The sequence below is a fragment of the [Flexibacter] sp. ATCC 35103 genome, assembly GCF_001975985.1.
In the GTDB taxonomy this organism is placed as follows: domain Bacteria; phylum Bacteroidota; class Bacteroidia; order Flavobacteriales; family Flavobacteriaceae; genus Flavobacterium.
Genome location: NZ_MTQF01000016.1, coordinates 55,304 through 76,588 on the forward strand (window position 1 = coordinate 55,304; position 21,285 = coordinate 76,588).

The following is a 21,285-nucleotide window of genomic DNA, read 5'->3' on the forward strand; positions in this document are numbered from 1 at the left end:
TTTTTTAAAACCTTGTTAAATAACTATTTCATCAGATAAATAATCCTGAGGTATATCCGTTTCAATTAAAAAAGATAATTTTCTAACAGAACTATTTTCAAAAAAATCAGCTAAACTTATTTCATAAGAATGATGATAATACAGTCTTGAAAGGATTTGTGTTGCCATAAGCGAATTTCCCCCAATCTGAAAGAAATCATCATCTAAGCTTACTTTTTCCTGTTTGAGTATATCTTTATAAATATTTAAAATGGTGTTTTGCAGATCTGAATTATTCGTGTCAAAATCAGAAATAAAAGTTGGACTGTTTATTGTCCTGAAATTCGAGATATCTGATAATCTTAAACCTAAATAAACATAATCGCTTAGTAAATTTTCTTTATTTACTGTATAATCAGTCCAATCCCAGCTGTTAACTTTGTTTCTATCCTGTTGGGTTTCTGAAATAATTTCATCAGAGTCATCAAAATTCAGGTTTAATCTTACTCCTGAATTTTCTTCTGTTTTTTTAACAAGCTGTATGCTGCAAATGTCATTTTCATTCACAACCAAATCATTTTTAATTTTTTTCGCGAATCCAAGTTTTGATAACGATCCGGTTGCTTTATGAGTATCTGAAGTTAAAATGCTTATAGATGGTTTTGTGTCTTTTAAAGTAAGCGTTTCCGGATCACTGTCTTCCAGTAATTCAATAAGTCCGATGCTGTTTTCGTAAATAAACATAACTTTTTTATTATCAAATAAAATAGCAGGTTCCGGCTGCTTGATAACATCAAAAATAAAGTCGTTAGTATTAAAATAATCTAAAGTTTCGTCAAAACTGTTCACTTTAAAACAAAGGTGATATGGTATTCCGTTTTTGTCTGGAATAACCTCGTCGACCATACTTTTTTCTTTGCCTTCTACTAATTCGATATCATTAAAGTGGTGGTGTTTACCTATTGTTAAATAGCAATTTTGAATTGGGTCAAATATGATTTCTCCAAAATTATACCCTAAATTCTCATAATATTCCAGACTTTCCTTAATATTATTTACAGCAAAACCTGTATGATGAAAATGGAATTTATTTTTCTCTTTCTCAGCAACAAAATCTTCATTGTATAATAATGTAATATGATCTATTGGTAATAAATAATTCTCCTTAACCTTAATTATATCCTGAGAATCAAAAGAATCTGTTTTAAACAGTTTCTCATTATTTTCTATAAATTCCTGAAACGATTTATTTCGTTCTGTTTCTTTATAGTTCAGGTATATTCCATCAAGATTAAATTCTGCTTTTAGTTTTTTTAGACAATCTATTATGGCAAATTCTATTTTTTTACCTAAAATTCTACAGCTCAAACTTAAGGTCTCGATATTTAAAACATTATTTTCTTTATTAAAAATAACAACACCTGTAAGTCCATAACGACCAAACTTATCCGTTACCTGTATTACATAACAGTTTTTTGCCAAATAGCATTCTAGCACTTTGTCAAGTGTTTTTCTCTGATCGTTTAAAATAAACTGGTTTGTTCTGTTTATCAATTGAAAAACTCTGTCAATTTCGCTTTCTTTTAATAAATTGAAACTAACTTTAATATCTAATCCGTTTAAAAAATCCTCCAGAGGAACTGTTTTACTTAACTCTTCCCTAACCAGGTTTGTTTTATACATTTGATTTCTTTCAAAATCTTCTACAGACAAATCAATTTTATCAAAAGCAGTTACCCTGCTTAAAAAATTAATAATATTATCCTCTTTTTCGGGTAATAACAGCGTAATAACTTCCGGAGCGGCAATCATCATTTGCTGACATTCCCAAGGATTGTCATCAATAAAAATAAAACTGTTTATATTTAAACTAAGATCTGCGGCAAGTTCAACGATATTATCGCTTTTGTTTTTCCAGTTTATTCTCCATGCCACCAAATGTTCTTTTCTTAAGATCATATCCGGATGGTTTTCGAAAACCTTAAACACATCTTCTTCATTGTTTTTACTTACTAAAACAATTAAAAAACCCTCATTGTGTTTTTGAACCAAGAATTTCTGAAATTTATTCATTTCGTCAGAAATAACTAAATCTTCTGTTTCTGATTCACCACAAACGCCTTTCCATAAAGTATTGTCACAATCTAATGCGATAACTTTTGAAGGTATTCTGTTTTTTAAAGCAAGGAAAAATCTGCTTATCTGGAAAGACATTCCATAAAAGAACTCATCTGTAAATGGTATAAATCCAAGTGAATACCTGTAATTATCGAAAATTTGTATGTCTGGAAAACTTTGCTCAATATTTCTAAAATCAATACAATAAACATTCGTAATAGATTTTAATTCACTTATCATTTCATTATTCAGCGTATCAATTAAAGATTTTATCTGAATGTCTGTTATTAAATGATCATCGCAAGGAAATATACCAATGATTTTAACATTAGAAATTGGCGTATTCTTTAATATTTCGATGAAATTATTTTTTAAATGCTGTAATGATTCTATATTTTCTTCTATCGAAATACTGCTGTTTAAATAATCTTCAAATCTGTTACAGATTAAAATACTTTTATCCTTAATTGAATTAAGCGAAGTAAGCTCTTGAAATACCTGATTATAATCGCTAAATTCTACGGTAGCATTAATATTAAATTCATCAAAAAAGTAATGCAGTGATTGCTTTACAGGTTCGATTACAAAAGAGGAAATGATTTTAATTCTGGTTTCTTTTAAAGCATTTTCAACTTCAGACATCAAATTGGATTTCTCTATAATTGAATCATCATTTGCAAATACTTTTGGTTCATTAACAACAATATTTTGACCAATATCCTGTAAAGTAAAATCATGCTTATCGTTTATATCAACCAGCAGATTTTCAAATTGTTCCATAAACAAATTCATGGTTTCACTTGTAAACAAAGCTTTATTATATTCTCCGTGAATAATAATTTCATCCTGTTTAGTCGTGATGTCCATTTTAAAATCTAGCTTAGAAACATCCCTGTCTAAATCATTATTATATCCTTCTATTTTCACATCTTCAGACAGCATCACTTTTGAAGCATTATTTTCATCGTTATGAAAGATAATCATAGTATCAAAAATTGGATTTCGGTACAAATTAGAATGTTTATAGAAATTTTCTACCATTAAATCAAAAGGATAATCCTGATTATCATATCCTTTAAGAATATTATCATGTAGCACTTCAAAATATTCTTTTAATGTGGAACTTGCATTAGTCTTAATTTTTAATGGTAAGTAATTTATAAATACACCAATCAGATTTTCTATATCAACATGATTTCTTCCTGAAACAATTGTTCCTATAATAAACTCATTTTGTTTCGCATAAAAACTTATCAGCAATCCATAAATTCCAATAAAATAATCATTTACATTTATATTTAACAGCTCCAGATTTGTTCTAAGTTTATCTAATTTTTCTCCTTTTAGAATTTTATGAATACTATTACCATCATATGTTATCTTATTAATCCTAGGAAAGTCTAACGGAAAATCTAAAGGCTGCACATCAGTATTAAAAAAGTTTTGCCAGAATGGCTCCTGCTTTTCACAATTTTTTTCATGCCAATAAACGAAATCTTTGTATTGCACTTTCAATGCAGGCAGATTATGCTCTTTATTGTTTAGAATTGCATTGTAGAAAACAGGGATTTCATGGTTTATAATTTCTCTCGACCATCCGTCACTTACAATATGGTGTAAGGTTAACAGCATTATATGTTCCTGATTATTAAGTTCAAGAAGTTTTGCTCTTATACCGATCTCATTTTCTAAATCAAAATGTTTTATGTTTTCTTCGTTAATAACAGCATCAATATCGCCGATATTTTTTAATACTTCAATATTAAAATTTAATTGGTCAGGGCTTAAAATATATTGTTTTAGTTCTCCATTTTTAAACTTAAATACTGTACGAAGCGATTCATGTCTTTCGATTATTTTTAAAAATGCATTTTCAAGTATATTAGTATCAAGTGGTCCGGTAATTTTAAATCGCAATGGTACATTATATAAATTTCTGCTTTCTTTTCGTTGCGAGGTTAACCAAAATCTTTTTTGAGCATTAGAAACATTATAGTTTTCCTGATTTTGAACAATTTCTATTTCATCAAAACCAATTTCATTTTCAATTTTTAAAAGTGTTGCAAATTCTTTTGGGGTTGGAAAGTCATATATCTCTTTCAGACTTAGTCGAATATGAAATTCTTTATGAACTCTGTTTAAAAACTGAATTCCTTTTAAACTGTGGCCTCCCAAAGCAAAAAAGTCATCATGCAAACCTACTTTTTCGGTTTGCAGAATTTCTTTCCATAAAGAAATTACTTTCGCTTCTGTTGGATTACAAGAATCGTCTGTATATTCTTTTGCAACACTTTTTAATGGCAATTTTTTGTAATCGATTTTATTATTATTTGTAATCGGAATCTTATCCAGTTGAATAATTGCCGAAGGAATCATATAATTTGGCAAACGATCTTCAAGATGTTTTTTTAGAAGCGCTTCATCTACAGTATCTTTTGAAACTACGTATGCAATAATTTCTACATCGCTGCTTTCTTTTGTAGTTGTAATAACTGTCTGATCGAACTGTTGAATACTTTCCAGTACATTTTTTATTTCATCTAATTCAACTCTGTATCCACGAATTTTAACCTGGTTATCATTTCTTCCTAAAAATAATATTTCACCATTTAAAAATGTAATTCCTAAATCCCCTGTAGCATAAATTCTTCCATATATAGCATGTTCCGTAAATTTTGTACTGGTTAATTCTGGCTGATTAAGATAACCGTAAGCTAACCCAGATCCGCCAATATAAATTTCTCCCGTTACTCCAAATTCAACTTCTACACCTTCATTATTTAAAATGACTGCAAAATTGTTTGTTATAGGTTTACCAATAACCGGTCTTTCTTTATATCTGTCTATTTTAGTTATATCTATTTTATGTGCTATGCAGCCAATAGTAGTTTCTGTTGGACCATAATGGTTTACAAATTGAATTCCTGGCTTAGTATTACTAAAAGAAACAACATCTTTTGCATTTATTTTTTCACCGCCCAATAATACCAAACTAAGCTTTGAGTCCGTGATTTTTGAAAGATTGTAAGAATTGCTTAAAACATTAAAATAAGATGGTGTAGTTTTTATATAAGTTATTTCATTATCTGAAATGTAATCTATAATTACATCAGTTTGATAAATTAACTCTCTCTCAACAAAATGCAACGTCCCTCCTAATAATATGGTTCCCCAAATAGTTGTATAACCAAGATCGAAAGCATAAGAAGACAATAATACAGATGAATCTTTTTCACTAATTTTAAGATCATCACGAAGCCATTTCACATAGTTTACTAATGAACTATCTTTAATACAGACTCCTTTAGATTTACCTGTTGTACCAGATGTGTAGATAATATAACTTATATCCTGCGATACCCTTTTTTTGAAATTATTGTTTTGTAAATTCTGATCAATAACAATTTCATCTAAAAAAACAGGAATGCAATTTTCAATCTCTTCAAATAAATAATTGAATTTGCTTGTACTAATTATAAACTTTGTACCTGAATCTAAAACAATATGATTTATTCTGGTTCTGTTATCATTAGGATCAATTGGAATATAAGCTGCCCCCAATTTTAAAACAGAAAGCATTGCCACCATTAAATGATAATTTGAATCATTTAAAACACCAATTTTAGAATTTTCATCAACGCCTTTTCCTGAAAGATAAGCAGCAAGTAAATTCGACTGTTTGTCTAATTCAGTATACGTAATTGAATTTGAACTATCTACAATGGCATATTTATCAGGATTATTTTTAACTTGAGTATCAAATAAATCTAATACAGAGGTTTCGTCAATAGCTGTTTTATTTGATAATTCAACTTGTTTGCCGTAAAATATATCATTTATTTTTCCTGCTTTTTGATTATCAATAATTTGTTCGCAATAGGCCATCCATAATTGCAATAAGTAGGCTGCTTCATCTTGGTGAAATGATTTTTCATTAAAAAATAAAACCGTTTTAATTGTATCACCACAATTATGAATTTGTATTCTGAGTTTTAAAGGCTGATCAAAAATAGAAACTTCCTTTAATTCGATTTCGTCTGACTTACAAAAAAGTTCATGATCGATATATTCAAATTGATACGAAAGTACATCAGCACTATAAGCATAATAATCTTTATCTATTTGCAGATATTCTTTATGAGTATTAATAAGATTTAATTCATTTTCTACACTATTTAAATATTCAGAAATTGACGGGTTATTATCCTTATAATCAATCTGAAAAGGAACTTTAAATGAAAATGCTCCCATATTATTGAACAGCTGCTCAAAACTTCTTCCGTTATGAATATATCCTATTGTACCTAATTCGTCTTTATCTGAAGATAAACGCGATAACATTAAATACCATGCAGAAATAAAACACAATTCTTTATTGACTGAACCCGCATTTAGTTTTGCGATTAAATCAGTACTAATAACATCATAAATTTCTGAGACAAAAGTGTTTTCAGAAACAAACTCAAAATTATTCTTTAGTTTTTTACTGTTTTTAATTTTATTACTCCAATAACTTATGCTTTCACCGGCATCTTCAGATATTATTAATTGATTTTTCCATTCTGAGAACTGCAAATAATCTATAGGAGATTCTTCTTCAGTATTCCCTTTGATATTATTCATGGTCTTGTGTGCCAGTAATAACAAACTCCATATATCCGAATAAAAGGCAGAAGATTCTAAAACTATTTCAGATACATTTTTATCAATTTCCTGTATATAGACTTTAAGATTGATTTTTTCAGAAGATAAATCGTATTCCTGTTCAATTTTAGTTAGTTCATCAGTTTCTTTTTTTATTGTAAACCGTGCATTTTCATTGAGTTTTATACAAGGAGAATTGTCTGTATCTAAAAAGGTTAGATCCATTTTAAGAACAACCTCATTTTTTACAATTGAACTGATACTTTCAACAAAATTATTTATGCTGCTGTTTTTAATTTCCAATACAATTCTGTTTGTTGTATCGGAACATTTCAAACTATTAAAATAAATAAAGTTTTGTTGCGGAGATAAACTATAATAACTATTTTTTTCCAAAGACATAATACTATTTATTTTTAGGGTGATATTTTAAAAGATCCGGGTAAAATTGTTCTGCTTTTTTTGCCAATGCATCGAATTCAATTTTAAATCCTAAAGGATTAGAAATCCATTCTTTTGTTTTTCGGGCAATTTCCGGTTCTACTATTTTTAATTCGTCTTTAAAAGATCTTGCCTTAAAATTTAATCTCATGGCTCTTTCCAAACAAATCGTATACATCAAGGCTGTTTCTATTTCTTCTCCGCAGGTAATACTTCCGTGATTAGATAAAATAGCTACATTATTACCGTTAAGGGCTTTGGCCAGATTGTCTGCGCTTTCTAAACTATTTACAGGACCTTCAAACTGGTTAAACACGATATGATTCTCATAAAACATACAGCTATTCTGGTCTATCGGTAATACTTTAGGATCTTGAAAAGCTGAAAACAAAGTTCCCCATGGAGAATGAGTGTGAACAACACAATTAACGTCAGGATACATTTTATGTATCGTAGAATGAATGCAAAAACCAGCCACATTAATAGGATAATCACCTTCGATAATATCCCCGCTTTCATTTACTAATATTAAATTATCCGGTGTAACGTGTTCAAATAATACTCCAAACGGATTAACCCAAAACAAATTATCAGCTCCTGGAACCCTCATGCTTACATGTCCGCTTATACTGCCTTCGTCAAGATCCAAAAGCCTTAATAATCGGCATGAAAGTGCCAGTTTATATTTTAACATTTCAGTGCTATTTTCAAAAACAGGGTCTTTAAAAAAGAACTCAGCAGTATTTTTTCTCGTCGTATTTACATTTTTGGTTACTAAAGTTGTTTTAACATCTCTAGTATTTTCCTCATTTTTTTCTAAATAATTTTCAATTGAATCTTCTTCTGACATGGCTACCAATATGCTTCTGTCACCATCATATGAATCACGTCCATGCGTAAAATGGACATTATCAATAACAACCAAATCTCCCTCTTCCCAATCAAATCGAAACATAGCTTTTTCATAAGCCTTTCTAATTTCATTTAAATCGTCAACCTCAATTTCAGATCCATCAGCATAATATGTATTTCTTGGTAAATGCTCAACACCATAAGTCTGAATCAAATATTCTGAAATTTCTTCGTTTAAATTTGAATAATGAAATAAGTGCGCCTGGTTAAACCAGTTTTTAACATCCTTATCTTTGTCATGCAGTATAGCTTGGGAAATTTGATAAATTCGAAGTTTATTATCTTCCCCCCATTCCAATTTTATATTCTTTTTTTTGCAGTATTCTTCGACTTTGTTTTTATCTGTGGTATCAAAAAAAGTTGGCCAGTTAATATCCATTTCATTACTAAAATTCCTTACGTACATAACGCCGCCTCTTGATTCGAATTTTTTTGTGATTTCCTGCGGAATTAACTGATATACAGAACGGCTGTCAGCAATAGGAGTATGACCTCCTATTCTGGATGGTTTTTCGCAGTAAAAAAATACTTTTTTAGGCCAGAAATCAGAATATGAATGTTCATTATGCTGCGCTATCCTTTGCTCTTTTGGGTATTCTGTCGAAGTATATATCTGATCGTTTACTTTCGTTCGCGGTGTTGAAGGTTCTGTATAACTTAATGCTTTTCCTTTTGAAGTAAGATCCACAACCTCAGATAAATCTGTTTTTTGTAAAAAGCCTTTAAACCCTTTAAATAACAAAATCCTGTCTTTTTCAAAAAGTGAGTTTACAAAATCTGTATTGTTCTGAATCCATTCTTTTAGATTCAATTTACTATCATTTGGACTGATTACTCTAATTTTTGTAAATTCATTACCAATAATATCCAGGTTTACATCATCAGGTACATTTTGGACTGAATTTAAATTTCTTGGCTTTGATTTTAATAAATCCTGAAAATTATTTCTCATAATAAGTTTTTATTTAGGCTTTGTATTTTTTGATTTTGAAAACGAAATTTCATGTATTTTTTTTAAATTATTTTTTACTAAAATTCATGAAGTTTTCAAATACCTTATTAGTATTGGTTTTATTTTTATCTTTTAAATATTTAGAATAACTATCTGTAAATAAATTCAATGAAGAAACCTCCTGTTTATAATCTGTTATTATTTTGTGCAATAAAACATTGTAATTTTCTATAAGTAATTCAATATAATCTTTTTCATAAAGTGCCTTTTTATATTCAAAAGATCCTGAAAAAGAATTGTTAGTAGCTGTCATTATTAAGCTAAAATTGAATTTGGCATCCAATTCTGTGACCTCAATTCGCTCAATTTTATCAATTTTTAATCTTTCAACAGCGTTAATTGAACTTCTGGAATCTTCATTAAATACAAAACGCCCCTGAAATAATGCATCCGAACCCTTGTTTGAAGTGTTGGCGTTTTTAAGAATTTCATCTAAAGAAATATCCTGATTATCAATATCCTGCAAGATTACCTGGTTTGACTTTTGCAATAAATCAATAAAACGGTCAGTTGATTCTATCGAAATCCTGATAGGCAGCGTGTTAATAAAAAAACCAATAATAGATTCGAATTCTTTTCTGGTTCTGCCGGCTGTAGAAGTGCCTAATATTATATTGGTTTGATTTGTAACATGATGCAATAAAACACTAAAACCAGTTAACAGCAATGAAAACATCGATACTTTATATTCACCTGCTATTTCTTTTAATCCCTGATATATGACATTGTCAATTTGAAACGAAACTAAACCTGCTTCATCATTTACCGGATTTTTTTCATCTGCATTATTTTTGGATAAGTACAAATATGAAATCTCGTGGTTTAGTCTGTTTTTCCAATACAAAACAGTTTCCTTGTATTTTGTACTTTCAAGATATTTATGCTGCCATACTGAAAAATCTCTATAAGAAAAGTGCTGTTCAGACAAATGCAGAGTTCTATTTTCTATTAATGCACTATAAGTTTCAATCCATTCCTCAATTAATAAATCCATAGACCAGCCATCACTAATTAGATGGTGCATACAAATAATAACAAAATGGCTATTATCCTGCATTTGTATTATTTTCAGTTTTGAAAGAGGCGCCGATCGTATATCAAAAATAAATTTGTTTTCGAAATTTATTTTCTCAACAAGCTCTTCTTCAGACAATAGAAAATCAGATTTCTCAATTTCTACATTTGCTTCAACATTTTCAAGAACATATTGTACAGGTTCATCATCATTAAAAATAAACTGCGTTCTAAAACTTTCATGGCGCAGAATTATATTTTTATAAGCTTCAATAAAAGACACTATATCAAAATTTCCTTCAAATAATAACCCTGTTGATACATTATAAGCATTAGATGTTTGATTATTCTGATTTACAATCCAAAGACGCTTTTGGTTATTAGACAATATACATTTCTGTTCCTCAGCAAATTTGTTTGCGATAACTTCTATCTGGTCCGTAGCGTCAACAGAATCTTGTTCTATAATCAGGGCTAATTCTTCAATGGTTGGATTTGAAAAAAAGTTTTTGAATGAAATGTTTTTGCCTATTACTTTATTCGCACTGTTAATTACCTGAGCAACTAGTAAACTATGCCCGCCTAATTCAAAAAAATTATCTGTAATACTTATTCTGTCATTTACCAGAACTTCCTGCCAGATTGCCTGCAATTTTCTTTCAGTATCAGTTACAGGTTGTTTGTATTCCTTTTGTACAATGTGATCCTTTGTAATTTCAGGTAATATTTTATAATTGATTTTTCCATTTGAAGTAAAAGGAATTTTGTCAATTTTAATCAAAACTGCCGGAATCATATAGCTTGGTAAAAACTGCCTTAAATGTATCATAATTTCATTATGGGGCAATTCTTCTTCTTTATAGACAACGTATGCAGCAATTCTTCTTATTTCGTTTTCTGCTTGCCAAACCGTTGCAATACTAGACTTTACACCTTCAAATTTATTGAGGACTTTTTCTATCTCGCTTAGTTCTATACGATGTCCTAATATTTTTACCTGATGGTCAATTCTACCTTTAAACTCAATCGTGCCATCATTTTGTAATACTACTAAGTCGCCGGTTCTATAGAGTTTACCACCATTGTTGAGGAAAGTATCAATAATAAATTTTTCCTGAGATAATACATCATTATTCCAATAACCATTAGATACGCCATCGCCACCAATTAAAAGTTCTCCTTTTATTCCCGTGGCGCATAAATTAAGATTACTATCGACAACATAAGTTTGCGTATTCGAAAAAGCTTTACCAATAGGAATTCTGTTATAAGTGTAATTAGGATTTACTACGTGTATTAATTTACCAATCGTGGTTTCTGTTGGGCCATAATGGTTGATGATTTTTAGTTTTGGGTTTTCTGAATTTATTTTTTTAACGATATCAATAGTGAGTTCTTCACCTCCAAAAACAATCATTTTTTTTGGAGACATCTCTTCACAGTTTATTTGCAGAGATTTCCAATAAGACGGAACTATTTTAATACAATCAATTTCATTAGCACTAAAATATTGCTGAATATAAAAAATATCACGCAGCCCATTTTTAGAAAACAGATGAATTGTTCCTCCAAAAACCAAAGAACTAAACAATACCGTATTTCCTAAATCTGTTGCTATCGTTGACATAATAGCAAAAGATTTGTTGTCTTCGATTGTTATTTTTTCAGACAGTCCAAAAAGATAATCCATTATATTCTGATGATTCACAATTACCCCTTTTGGAGTACCTGTAGAACCCGAAGTGTAAATTAAATAGGCATTATTGCTCTGTGAAGCATTATTTTTTAAAGTTTCCGGATTATACACCAAGCCTTCTTTATCTAATAAAATACTTCGAACTTCACTATCCTCATTTAGAGGATTATCAATACTATTTGTAATAATAATTTTTGCATTTGAATCTTCAATTATATATTGAATTCGTTCCTGCGGAAAATCCGGGTCAACCGGCACATATACAGCGCCTAATTTTAATATTGCCAAAAGCCCAATAATTGCCATTTCAAGATGGCTGTCAAAACACAGTATAATGTTAGAATTTGCTTCTACACCCTGTGCTTTTAAATAATGGGTCAGATTATTGACTTTTTGATGAAGATCAGCATAAGAAAGTTTTTTGTCACCAAATGCAACTGCAATATTTTCAGGTTTATTTTTCACCTGAGCCTCAAATAAATCTATTAAAGTTTTGTTTTTTGGATAATCAGTTTTATTCGTATTAAATCCCGTTACCAGCTGCTGTTTTTCTGGCTCAGTTAAATAATTCAGTGCATTTACTGCAACATAAGGATCTGCAATAATACTAAAAAGTAAAACCTGAAAATGATCTAAAATTCTACTACAGAATTCTTCAGCATAAATATCTGTATTGTAGTTAAGAATTAGCTCTAATCCATCGTTACCCTGATTAAAAGTAAAACTCAAATCAAATTTGCTAAATGCTGATTCTTCTATTTTATATTCCTGAATACTTAGTCCATTAATGCTTTGCAGCTTTTCTTTTGTATTTTTCCTGTCATTAAGGGTAATCATCACATCAAATAACGGATTACGCCCAACATCTCTTTTTACAGACAAGTTTTCAACTAATTCATCAAATGGATAAACTTGGTGCTCATATCCGTCGAGAGTCACCTTTTTTATAATTTTTAATAATTTTTCAAAGCTTTCGTTTTCATCAAATTGCGTTCGTAAAGCCAACGTGTTAATATAAAAACCAATTTGATTTTGCAAATCTGAATTTTCTCTCCCTTTAATTGGGCTTCCAACCACGATATCTGTTTGATTGGTATATTTAAACAATATTATTTTTACTACAGCCAGTAGCCCCATAAACAGCGTAACAGAATGTGATTGACATAGCGCATTAAAGTTTTTAGATACTGTGCCATTTAAAACTTTGCTAACAGACTTACCATTATAGGTTTTAACTATTGGTCTTGGCTGAAAAGAGGGTAAATCAATAATGGGCAAATCTCCTTGAAATTGTTTTATCCAATAGGATTTGTGTATCGCTAATCCATCATTTTTTAATATTTTTTGTTGCCAGGCTGCATAATCTTTGTATTGAAGTAATAATACCGGCAATTGATTTTCATATTTTTTGCTTATAGAATCGTATAAAGCAAACAATTCGTTCGTCATGATTTCTGCAGAATGTCCGTCACTTATAATATGATGCATCACAAAAATAAACAGGTAAGTGTCTTCAGAAATTTGCACTAATTTTGCCCTTAGTAAAGAGTCTTCAGACAGATTAAATGGATATTCTGATTCTTCTCTAATTATATTTTCAAGCTTGACAAGAACATCTTTTTTTGTACTTATATCTTCAAATTGCAATTTAAATTTATGTGCATCAGGCTGCAGGATAAATTGTCTTACATCTCCGTTTTGATCTCTTTTAAATACCGTTCTCAAAGATTCATGTCTGGCAATAATCAAATCGAAAGCCTTTTGCAAAGACAAAATTTCTATTTTACCTTTTAATTCAAAAGCACCAGGCATATTATAAGCTGTATTCCCATCCTCAAACTGGCTTAAAAGCCATAATCTGCTTTGCGACGAAGATAAAATGTAACTGTCTTGGTTCTCAACCTGAGGAATAAATGTATAAGCTTCATTTTTAGCTTTATTTAACTGAATAAAGTCTATCAGACTATTTTTATGAAGCTTAATTTCTTCTAATAAATCACTGCTCATGATTCCCTTAGGAGCCTGAATGTCTAGTTTTTCATCAACTAAATCAATCTTTATATTTAATTCATTTAATTTCTTGAGTAGTACCTGCATTATTTTAAGCTATTAATTTCCAGTTCTTATTCTTTCTTCTTCATTACCCGTTTCTCTCTTTTTCACTGTAATTTTCTTATTCCCAAATTTGTAAGAGACTGAGAGTTGAAAAAATTGAGTATCATAATAATATTTGAAATTTTGATAAACTCCGTTTACTGTTGAATTTCCTGTTACTTTTTGAGTTCTGAATATGTCGTTTCCTTTTAATGAAATTTTTAAATCTTTATTCAAAAGCAAATATTGAAAAGTCAGCGATGTAGAACTCATGGCTCCATTTTTATAAATTCCGTCCACACCTTCAAAACTATACCAGTAATTTAAGTTCAGTAACAGTGATTTATTTTTGTTTAATATGAAATCGTTACTTGTTGAAATTCTTGAATTAAATCCTTTTTGCGCTTCTGCAAATGACAATTTTGACTTCGAAACAGCATAATTTACATCAAGCGCATTCGTACTTACCCACCATTTGAAGTTGTCGTAAACATAGTTTTCAGATATTCCAATTTTTTGCCTGTTAATGTAGTTTTCGTTCGTAAATCGAATAAAATTGGTATTGGAATCTGCTATTGGAATTTGAAAAAACAAATTATCCTCATAAGCATAGTAAAGTTTGCTTTCCAGCTTTTTGTACGTATAAGTCATTTCCACGTTGTCAACAAATGCGGGCTGAAGGAAAGGATTACCTTCTATGGTTTGAAACGGATTTATGAAATATACATTAGGGTTTAATTCATAAAACGAAGGACGTACTATCCTTTTACTATAACTTAAAGTATAAGTTGAATTTTCGCCGGCTGAATGAGATAAATAAAATGTTGGGAAGATTTTAAAATAATCATTCTTTACGGATTGATTTACTGGAGCCGAATTGGTTTTTGTCTGCGTGGCTTCTCCTCTTAATCCAAATTGCATTTCCCATTTGTCACTAAATTTCTTATTTCCTGAAAAATATAGTGCTTCGATATTTTCAGTATACTGAAATTGATTTTGAACCAAAGGAAAATCCAAAACTGGATCATCGACTAAACCGCTGTTAAAAGCTGAAATAGTATTTTTGGCTTTTGAATTGGAAACTTTCCCCCCAAAAGTTAATGTTGCCCAATTTAAAGGACAATCCACATCTACTTTTCCAGATAAATTTCTAATATCCTGATTGTTAGAATTAATTCCCGCATAATACTGCGTAGAAGAAGGATCCTCAATAATTGAAATTCCGTTATATTGTTTAGTATCAGCATTATCATAATTAAAATAATCCAGATTTACAGTAATCTTTCTTCCAAGTGTATCAATTTTGAATTCATTATAAAGATTCAAAGATTTTATATTTGGGTTTTGCTTAACTGCTCCGTCTGACTTTAAAGAACTAATAATTGTATTTGTCGAATAATCATAAACAGGAGTATATGGACTATCTGTCTGCCTAATTTTATTTTGATTCATCATCAACTGGGTTCCAATGGTCCATTTAGAAGTAAGCTTATAATCCACATTTAAATTCACATTAAATATGTCATATTTCTTTTTAAACGGGGAACTTGTGTACCATAATCCATCAGAAAAATAAGCATAATCATCCTGTTCAATATATCGTGTTCCGTCTCTAAAATTAGCTCCTGCCGAAATACTTAATTTGTTCTTATTGTAATTAAAATTTCCCATAGCAGAGCCATCAGCATATTTTCTTTGTATATAAGTAGATCCCACCAGTGCATTCCAGGAATCTTTTTTAACTTTTTTCAATTTTATATTCACCAAACCACTGTTTCCTGCAGCTTCATATTTTGCAGGCGGAGTTGTAAAAATTTCTATACTTTTTATTGCATCAGCCGGTATCGACTTTAAATAATTTGCCAAATCTTCTTCAGTAAGCTGAACAATTTTATCATCTATCATAACAGCCAGAGTACTTTTACCAATAATAGTTATCTTATCATTTTGCACACGTACTCCCGGCGTAACAGAAAGAGCGTCTATAGCATCTCCTCCTGCAGCATTGATAGAATTTTCTACATTAAAAATTAATCTGTCTACCTTTCTTTCTACCACTTTCTTTTTACTTACTATTGTAACTGCCTCCAAGTGATTAATATTCGTTAATGTTATAGTACCTAAATCTAAAAAAGTACCTAACTCGATATTTTTAGAAAAAACAATTTTACTTGTTTCCCTAATTTGTAACTTGTACCATCCTTGCTTTACTTCTATTATAAAATTTCCATTTTCATCTGTAAGTTCACTTTTTACAGCTGCAGAGTCTTTTCCTATTAGAATTACCTCTGCGAGAGAAACAGATTTTCCCTCTGAATTTGCTACTTTTCCACTAATTTTTCCTGTTTCCGTTATTTGGGCTGATAATGTTGTGCTTATTAATAACAATAAAACCAAAATCTTTTTTTTCATTCAATTATTATTTTGTTTTCTTTTCTAATTATTTTTATTGCATATAAGAAAAAACATGCAATTACAAAGTGAAAGTTTCGATTTCAATATCATTTATATTCTGATTATTTTCTATTGTGGATGTTAAAAGTATGTTTCTGATCAAAATAGCTTGTTCTTCTACAATGATGTTTTTAAACAGTTCGTTTATAGAAATTTTTACCATAAATTGTTTATGAATCAAACTAATTAATCTGGTTGCACTTAAACTATTACCTCCTAATTCAAAGAAATTATCTTTAATACCAATGGTTTCGATATTTAGGACCTCTGACCAGATTTGTACTAATTTAGATTCAACTTCATCCCTTGGCGCTTCATATTCCGCATTTGAAGTTATTCTAAGATTATCCGGATTTGGTAATGATCCTCTGTCAATTTTGCCGTTAGGTGTTAAAGGCATCGCTTCCAATTGTACAAAATAGGCCGGAATCATATAATCCGGTAAAAAATCTTTAAGTCTGAATTTAAGATCTGCAACATGAAGTTTTTCCTTGCTTGTGAGATAAGCAACTAAAAATTTATTGCCCTGATCATCTGCTTTTACTGTAGCTACAGCTGCATCTACCGCTGATATTTTAAATAAGGCACTTTCTATATCTCCAAGTTCAATTCTATAACCTCTAATTTTAACCTGATTATCATTTCTTCCTAAAAATTCAATTTCGCCTTCATTATTCCATTTACCCAAATCTCCTGTATCATAGATAAAACTGTCCTTTAAAAATGGATTTTTAATGAATTTTTGATCCGTTAGCAAACTATTCTTATAATATCCTTTTGCTAATCCGTCTCCCCCTATATATATTGTTCCTACTGTTCCTGCCGGTTTTGGTTGTAAATACGAATCGAGTATATAAAACTGAGTATTTTGTATTGGTTTACCTATATTGGATGATTCATCAGGAAAATTGATTTTTTTTGTGCTGGACCAAATAGTAGTTTCAGTTGGGCCATACATATTCCAAACTTCCAAAGTGTTATTAAGCAGTTTTTCTGTCAATGATTTACTTAATAAATCACCACCACAAAGTATTTTCAAATTTTTATTTCCTAGCCATTCTGCATTAAACAGTAGTTGATAAAAACTTGGTGTAGCCTGTATTATGGTAGGCTGTATTTCGTTTAGTCTCTGTATTATTAAATTAGGATCAGACAATACATCCTGACTCGCTATATATAAACGTGAACCGGAAATTAAAGGCGCAAAAAATTCCAGTATAGAAATATCAAAAGAATACGTTGTAACAGAAAACAAGGTATCTTCAGGACTAAATCCCGGCTTATTTTTCATACTTACAAGAAAATTAAGCAACGATTTATGTCCTATTTCAACTCCTTTAGGATTACCGGTTGAACCTGATGTATAAATAATATAAGCTGTGTCCTTAGGAGTAACTTTTAACCTTTGGTCACCGCTAAACTGGTTCGTTTGTGCTAAAATATTTTCTATTGAAATTACCGTTAAGCTTTCAATTTTTTCCAGTTCATAATTCTTCTCATTAATCAGTATTTTACATCCGCTGTTGGCAACGATAAAATCCAAACGTTCTTTTGGAAATGTCGGATCCAGAGGAATATAAGCTCTGCCCGCTTTCATTATCCCTAATAATATTGCAACCATATATGCTGAACGGTCTAATAAAACTGCAATAGGCGATTTATCCTGCTCACTAAAATTGGCTACGATATAAGCCGCAATTTGATTGGATAATTTATGAAGTTCAGCATATGAAAAAGATTTGAAATCATCTTTCAAAGCTTGTTTTTCAGGAGACCAGTTTACCACTTCTTCAAATAAATCAATGAAAGTATGCTCGCTAGAATAACTTACTTTTGTATCATTAAAATCCAGTAGCAATTTATTCATTTCCTGTTCTTTAAGATAATCCAGTGCGCTCAATGTAACTTTTGGCTGAGCGACAATACTTTGCAGCAATACTTCAAGATGATTTGTAATATTTGTTGCAAATAACTCTGTATAAAGATCTGTATTGTAAACTAATATTAAATTTATTCCGGCATTTGTAGCTTCAAATATAAATTCAATATCAACTTTACTGATATCATTTTTTATCCCTTTATAGTCATTAATTACAAGATCTCCCAAGGTTTCAATATTAACTTTAAGATTATCTGTATTTTGAAACGTTATCATGACATCAAACAAAGGATTGCGGCTCATATCCCGTTTAATGGTCAGACTTTCTACTAATTCATCAAAAGGATAAATCTGGTGTTGGTAAGCACCAAGAGTAACTTCTTTCGTGTTTTTTAATAAATCTAAAAAGCTATTTTCAGGATAAAATTGTGTTCTTAATGCTAATGTATTCACGTAGAATCCAATTTGATGCTGTAAATCAGCATGCTCTCTTCCTGCAATTGGGCTTCCTATTATTATATCTGTCTGATTGGTGTATTTATGCAATAGTATTTTTACAGCAGCAACAAATCCCATAAATAAAGTACTTCCTTGTAATTGGCATAAATCGCCAAAATCTTTAAGAAGTTTATGGTCATAAACTTTATTTATAGAGTTTCCTGCATACGTTTTTATAGCCGGTCTTGCCTGATAAACAGGCAGATCTAATATTGGTAATTCTCCTTCAAATTGTTTTAACCAATATGCTTTACTTATATCTGTAGTATCATTTGTTAACTGTTCTTGTTGCCATGCAGCATAATCCTTGTACTGTAATTTCAACACCGGAAGAGCATTCTTATGATTATTCACATCATTGTCATATAAGGTAAAAAGCTCATTTGTTATTATTTCAGATGACCATCCATCACTAATTATATGATGCATTACACAAACAAAAACGTAATTATCCTGACTCGTTTTAACTACTTTTGCCCGAATCAAAGAATCTGATGATAAATCAAAAGAACCTTCTATTTCATTTTCAATAATATGCTCTATTTTTTCTGCTGAAGATTCTGCCGTAATTTCTTCATATTTTAATTGAAATTTATGATCTTCAAAATCTAACACAAACTGTCTTATTTCACTGTCTTCATTTTCTTTAAATACGGTCCTTAACGATTCATGACGTTCAATTAAATCAAAAAAAGCTTTTTCTAGTGAAGAAATGACCAAACTCCCTTTTAACTCAAATATGCTAGGCATATTATACGCTTTATTACCTCCTTCAAATTGACTTAAAAGCCATAATCTACGTTGAGAAGAAGATAAAACATAGCTTGCCTGTTTAGCAATTTGTGGTATATTTTTATAAACCTCTTTGCGTCCAGCAGCAATCATTTCTATTTGCTCTCTAAAAATCATGCTCGAGAATAAATTTTGAAAGCTAATTTTTACGTCAAAATCCTTATTTATATTATATAAAAGTTTTGTAACTTTTAAGCTGTGACCGCCCAGTTCAAAGAAATTATCATTAATTCCTACCTTTTCAACACCCAATATTTCCTGCCAGATAAGAGCGAGTTTATTTTCTGCGTCATTTGAAGGTGCTACATATTCTACCTGCGAATTCATTCTTGATTCCTGAGGATCCGGCAATGCATTTCTGTCCACTTTTCCGTTTGGAGTAATTGGCAATGCCTCTAATTGAATAAAGTAGGAAGGAATCATGTAATTTGGCAGCGTGTTCTGTAAATAAGAAACCAAATCAGAAACTTTAAGTTCTGTTTTACTCACTAAATAAGCAACCAGGCATTTATCTCCGGACAAATCATTTTTTGCCAAAACAACGCACGAACCTATATTTTTATTTTTCAATAAAACAGTTTCAATTTCACCTAATTCAATTCGATATCCTCTTATCTTAACCTGATTATCCCCACGGCCTATAAAATCAATATTACCATCAGGAAGCCATCTGCCTAAATCTCCTGTTTTATAAAGTTTTTCAGTCGTTTCAAATGAATTTGTAACAAATCTCTCTTTCGTTAAATCCTCATTATTAAAATAACCTCTTGACAAGGCATCACCTCCAATAAATAATTCTCCATATATGCCAACCGGAACCAGGTTATTATATGAATCTAATATTCTGATTTTCGTGTTAGAGAAAGGTCTGCCAATAGGTGTAAATCCATTTAAGTCATCTTTATAATCATCATAAAAAGTTGAATCTATCGTAGCTTCAGTAACACCGTAACTATTAATGATTTTTATGCCTTTTCCCAGCTTATCTTTTAAGCTGTTATAATCCTGATTATTAAAACTATCTGATCCAAAAATTAATATTTTAAAGAAACTGTAATCTTTATTTTCTAATATTATATAGTCCATTAATGGTAATAACAGACTTGGAGTACCTTCTAAAATAGATATTTTTTGTTTTTGCATTAATTCATATAAATGCTCCGGATTCAATTTAACATCATTAGAACAAATGATCATTTTGCCTCCATTTAATATTGAACGACAAATATCTCCTACAAAAACATCAAATGATATACTGGCCAGCTGTAATAAATTTACTTCTATTTGATCTAAGCCATAATGTGTTTTCCAATTCTCAAAAATACTTACGACGCTAAAATGCTCTACCATTACTCCTTTAGGATTACCGGTAGTACCCGATGTATAAATTACATAGGCTAAATCGTGAGATTCGTTAATTTTGTCAATATTATTTCTCGAATAATTTTCCTGTAAACCATTAAATTCTTTTAATAGTTTCTCATCAACAACAGCAATACTGTGACTGTTTGTTTCTATATAGGCAATTCTTTCCTGCGGATAATTAATATCTATAGGTACATATGCTGCCCCAGATTTAAGTATGCCCAGAATTGCAACCATCATCATTTCGCTTCTATCTACCTTGATTGCAATTAAATCATTTGGTTTTATTGAATAATTATGTCTAAGATAATGCGCCAGCTGATTGTCTTTTTCGTTTAGTTCTTTATAGCTTAATTCGGTATTTTCGAATACTACGGCAATATTATT

Annotated in this window: 5 protein-coding genes; all 5 read right to left on the minus strand. The window is 30.3% G+C overall.

Going from position 1 to position 21,285, the window contains the following annotated elements:
* Positions 1-15: 15 nt before the first annotated feature.
* On the minus strand, positions 16-7,143 hold the full coding sequence (locus BXU01_RS22795; protein ID WP_083695989.1) for a non-ribosomal peptide synthetase: 7,128 nt from the start codon (positions 7,141-7,143) through the stop codon (positions 16-18).
* Between the two features lie 4 nt (positions 7,144-7,147).
* On the minus strand, positions 7,148-9,046 hold the full coding sequence (locus tag BXU01_RS22800; protein WP_083695992.1) for a class II aldolase/adducin family protein: 1,899 nt from the start codon (positions 9,044-9,046) through the stop codon (positions 7,148-7,150).
* Between the two features lie 67 nt (positions 9,047-9,113).
* A complete protein-coding gene (locus tag BXU01_RS22805) occupies positions 9,114-13,913 on the minus strand; it encodes a non-ribosomal peptide synthetase (protein WP_083695995.1) in 4,800 nt (1,599 codons plus the stop codon).
* 12 nt (positions 13,914-13,925) lie between these two features.
* Positions 13,926-16,322, minus strand: a complete 2,397-nt coding sequence (locus BXU01_RS22810) for an outer membrane beta-barrel family protein (RefSeq protein ID WP_083695997.1) — start codon at positions 16,320-16,322, stop codon at positions 13,926-13,928.
* Positions 16,323-16,383: 61 nt separating this feature from the next.
* A partial coding sequence (locus BXU01_RS22815) for a non-ribosomal peptide synthetase (RefSeq protein ID WP_123774163.1) occupies positions 16,384-21,285 on the minus strand: 4,902 nt, incomplete at its 5' end.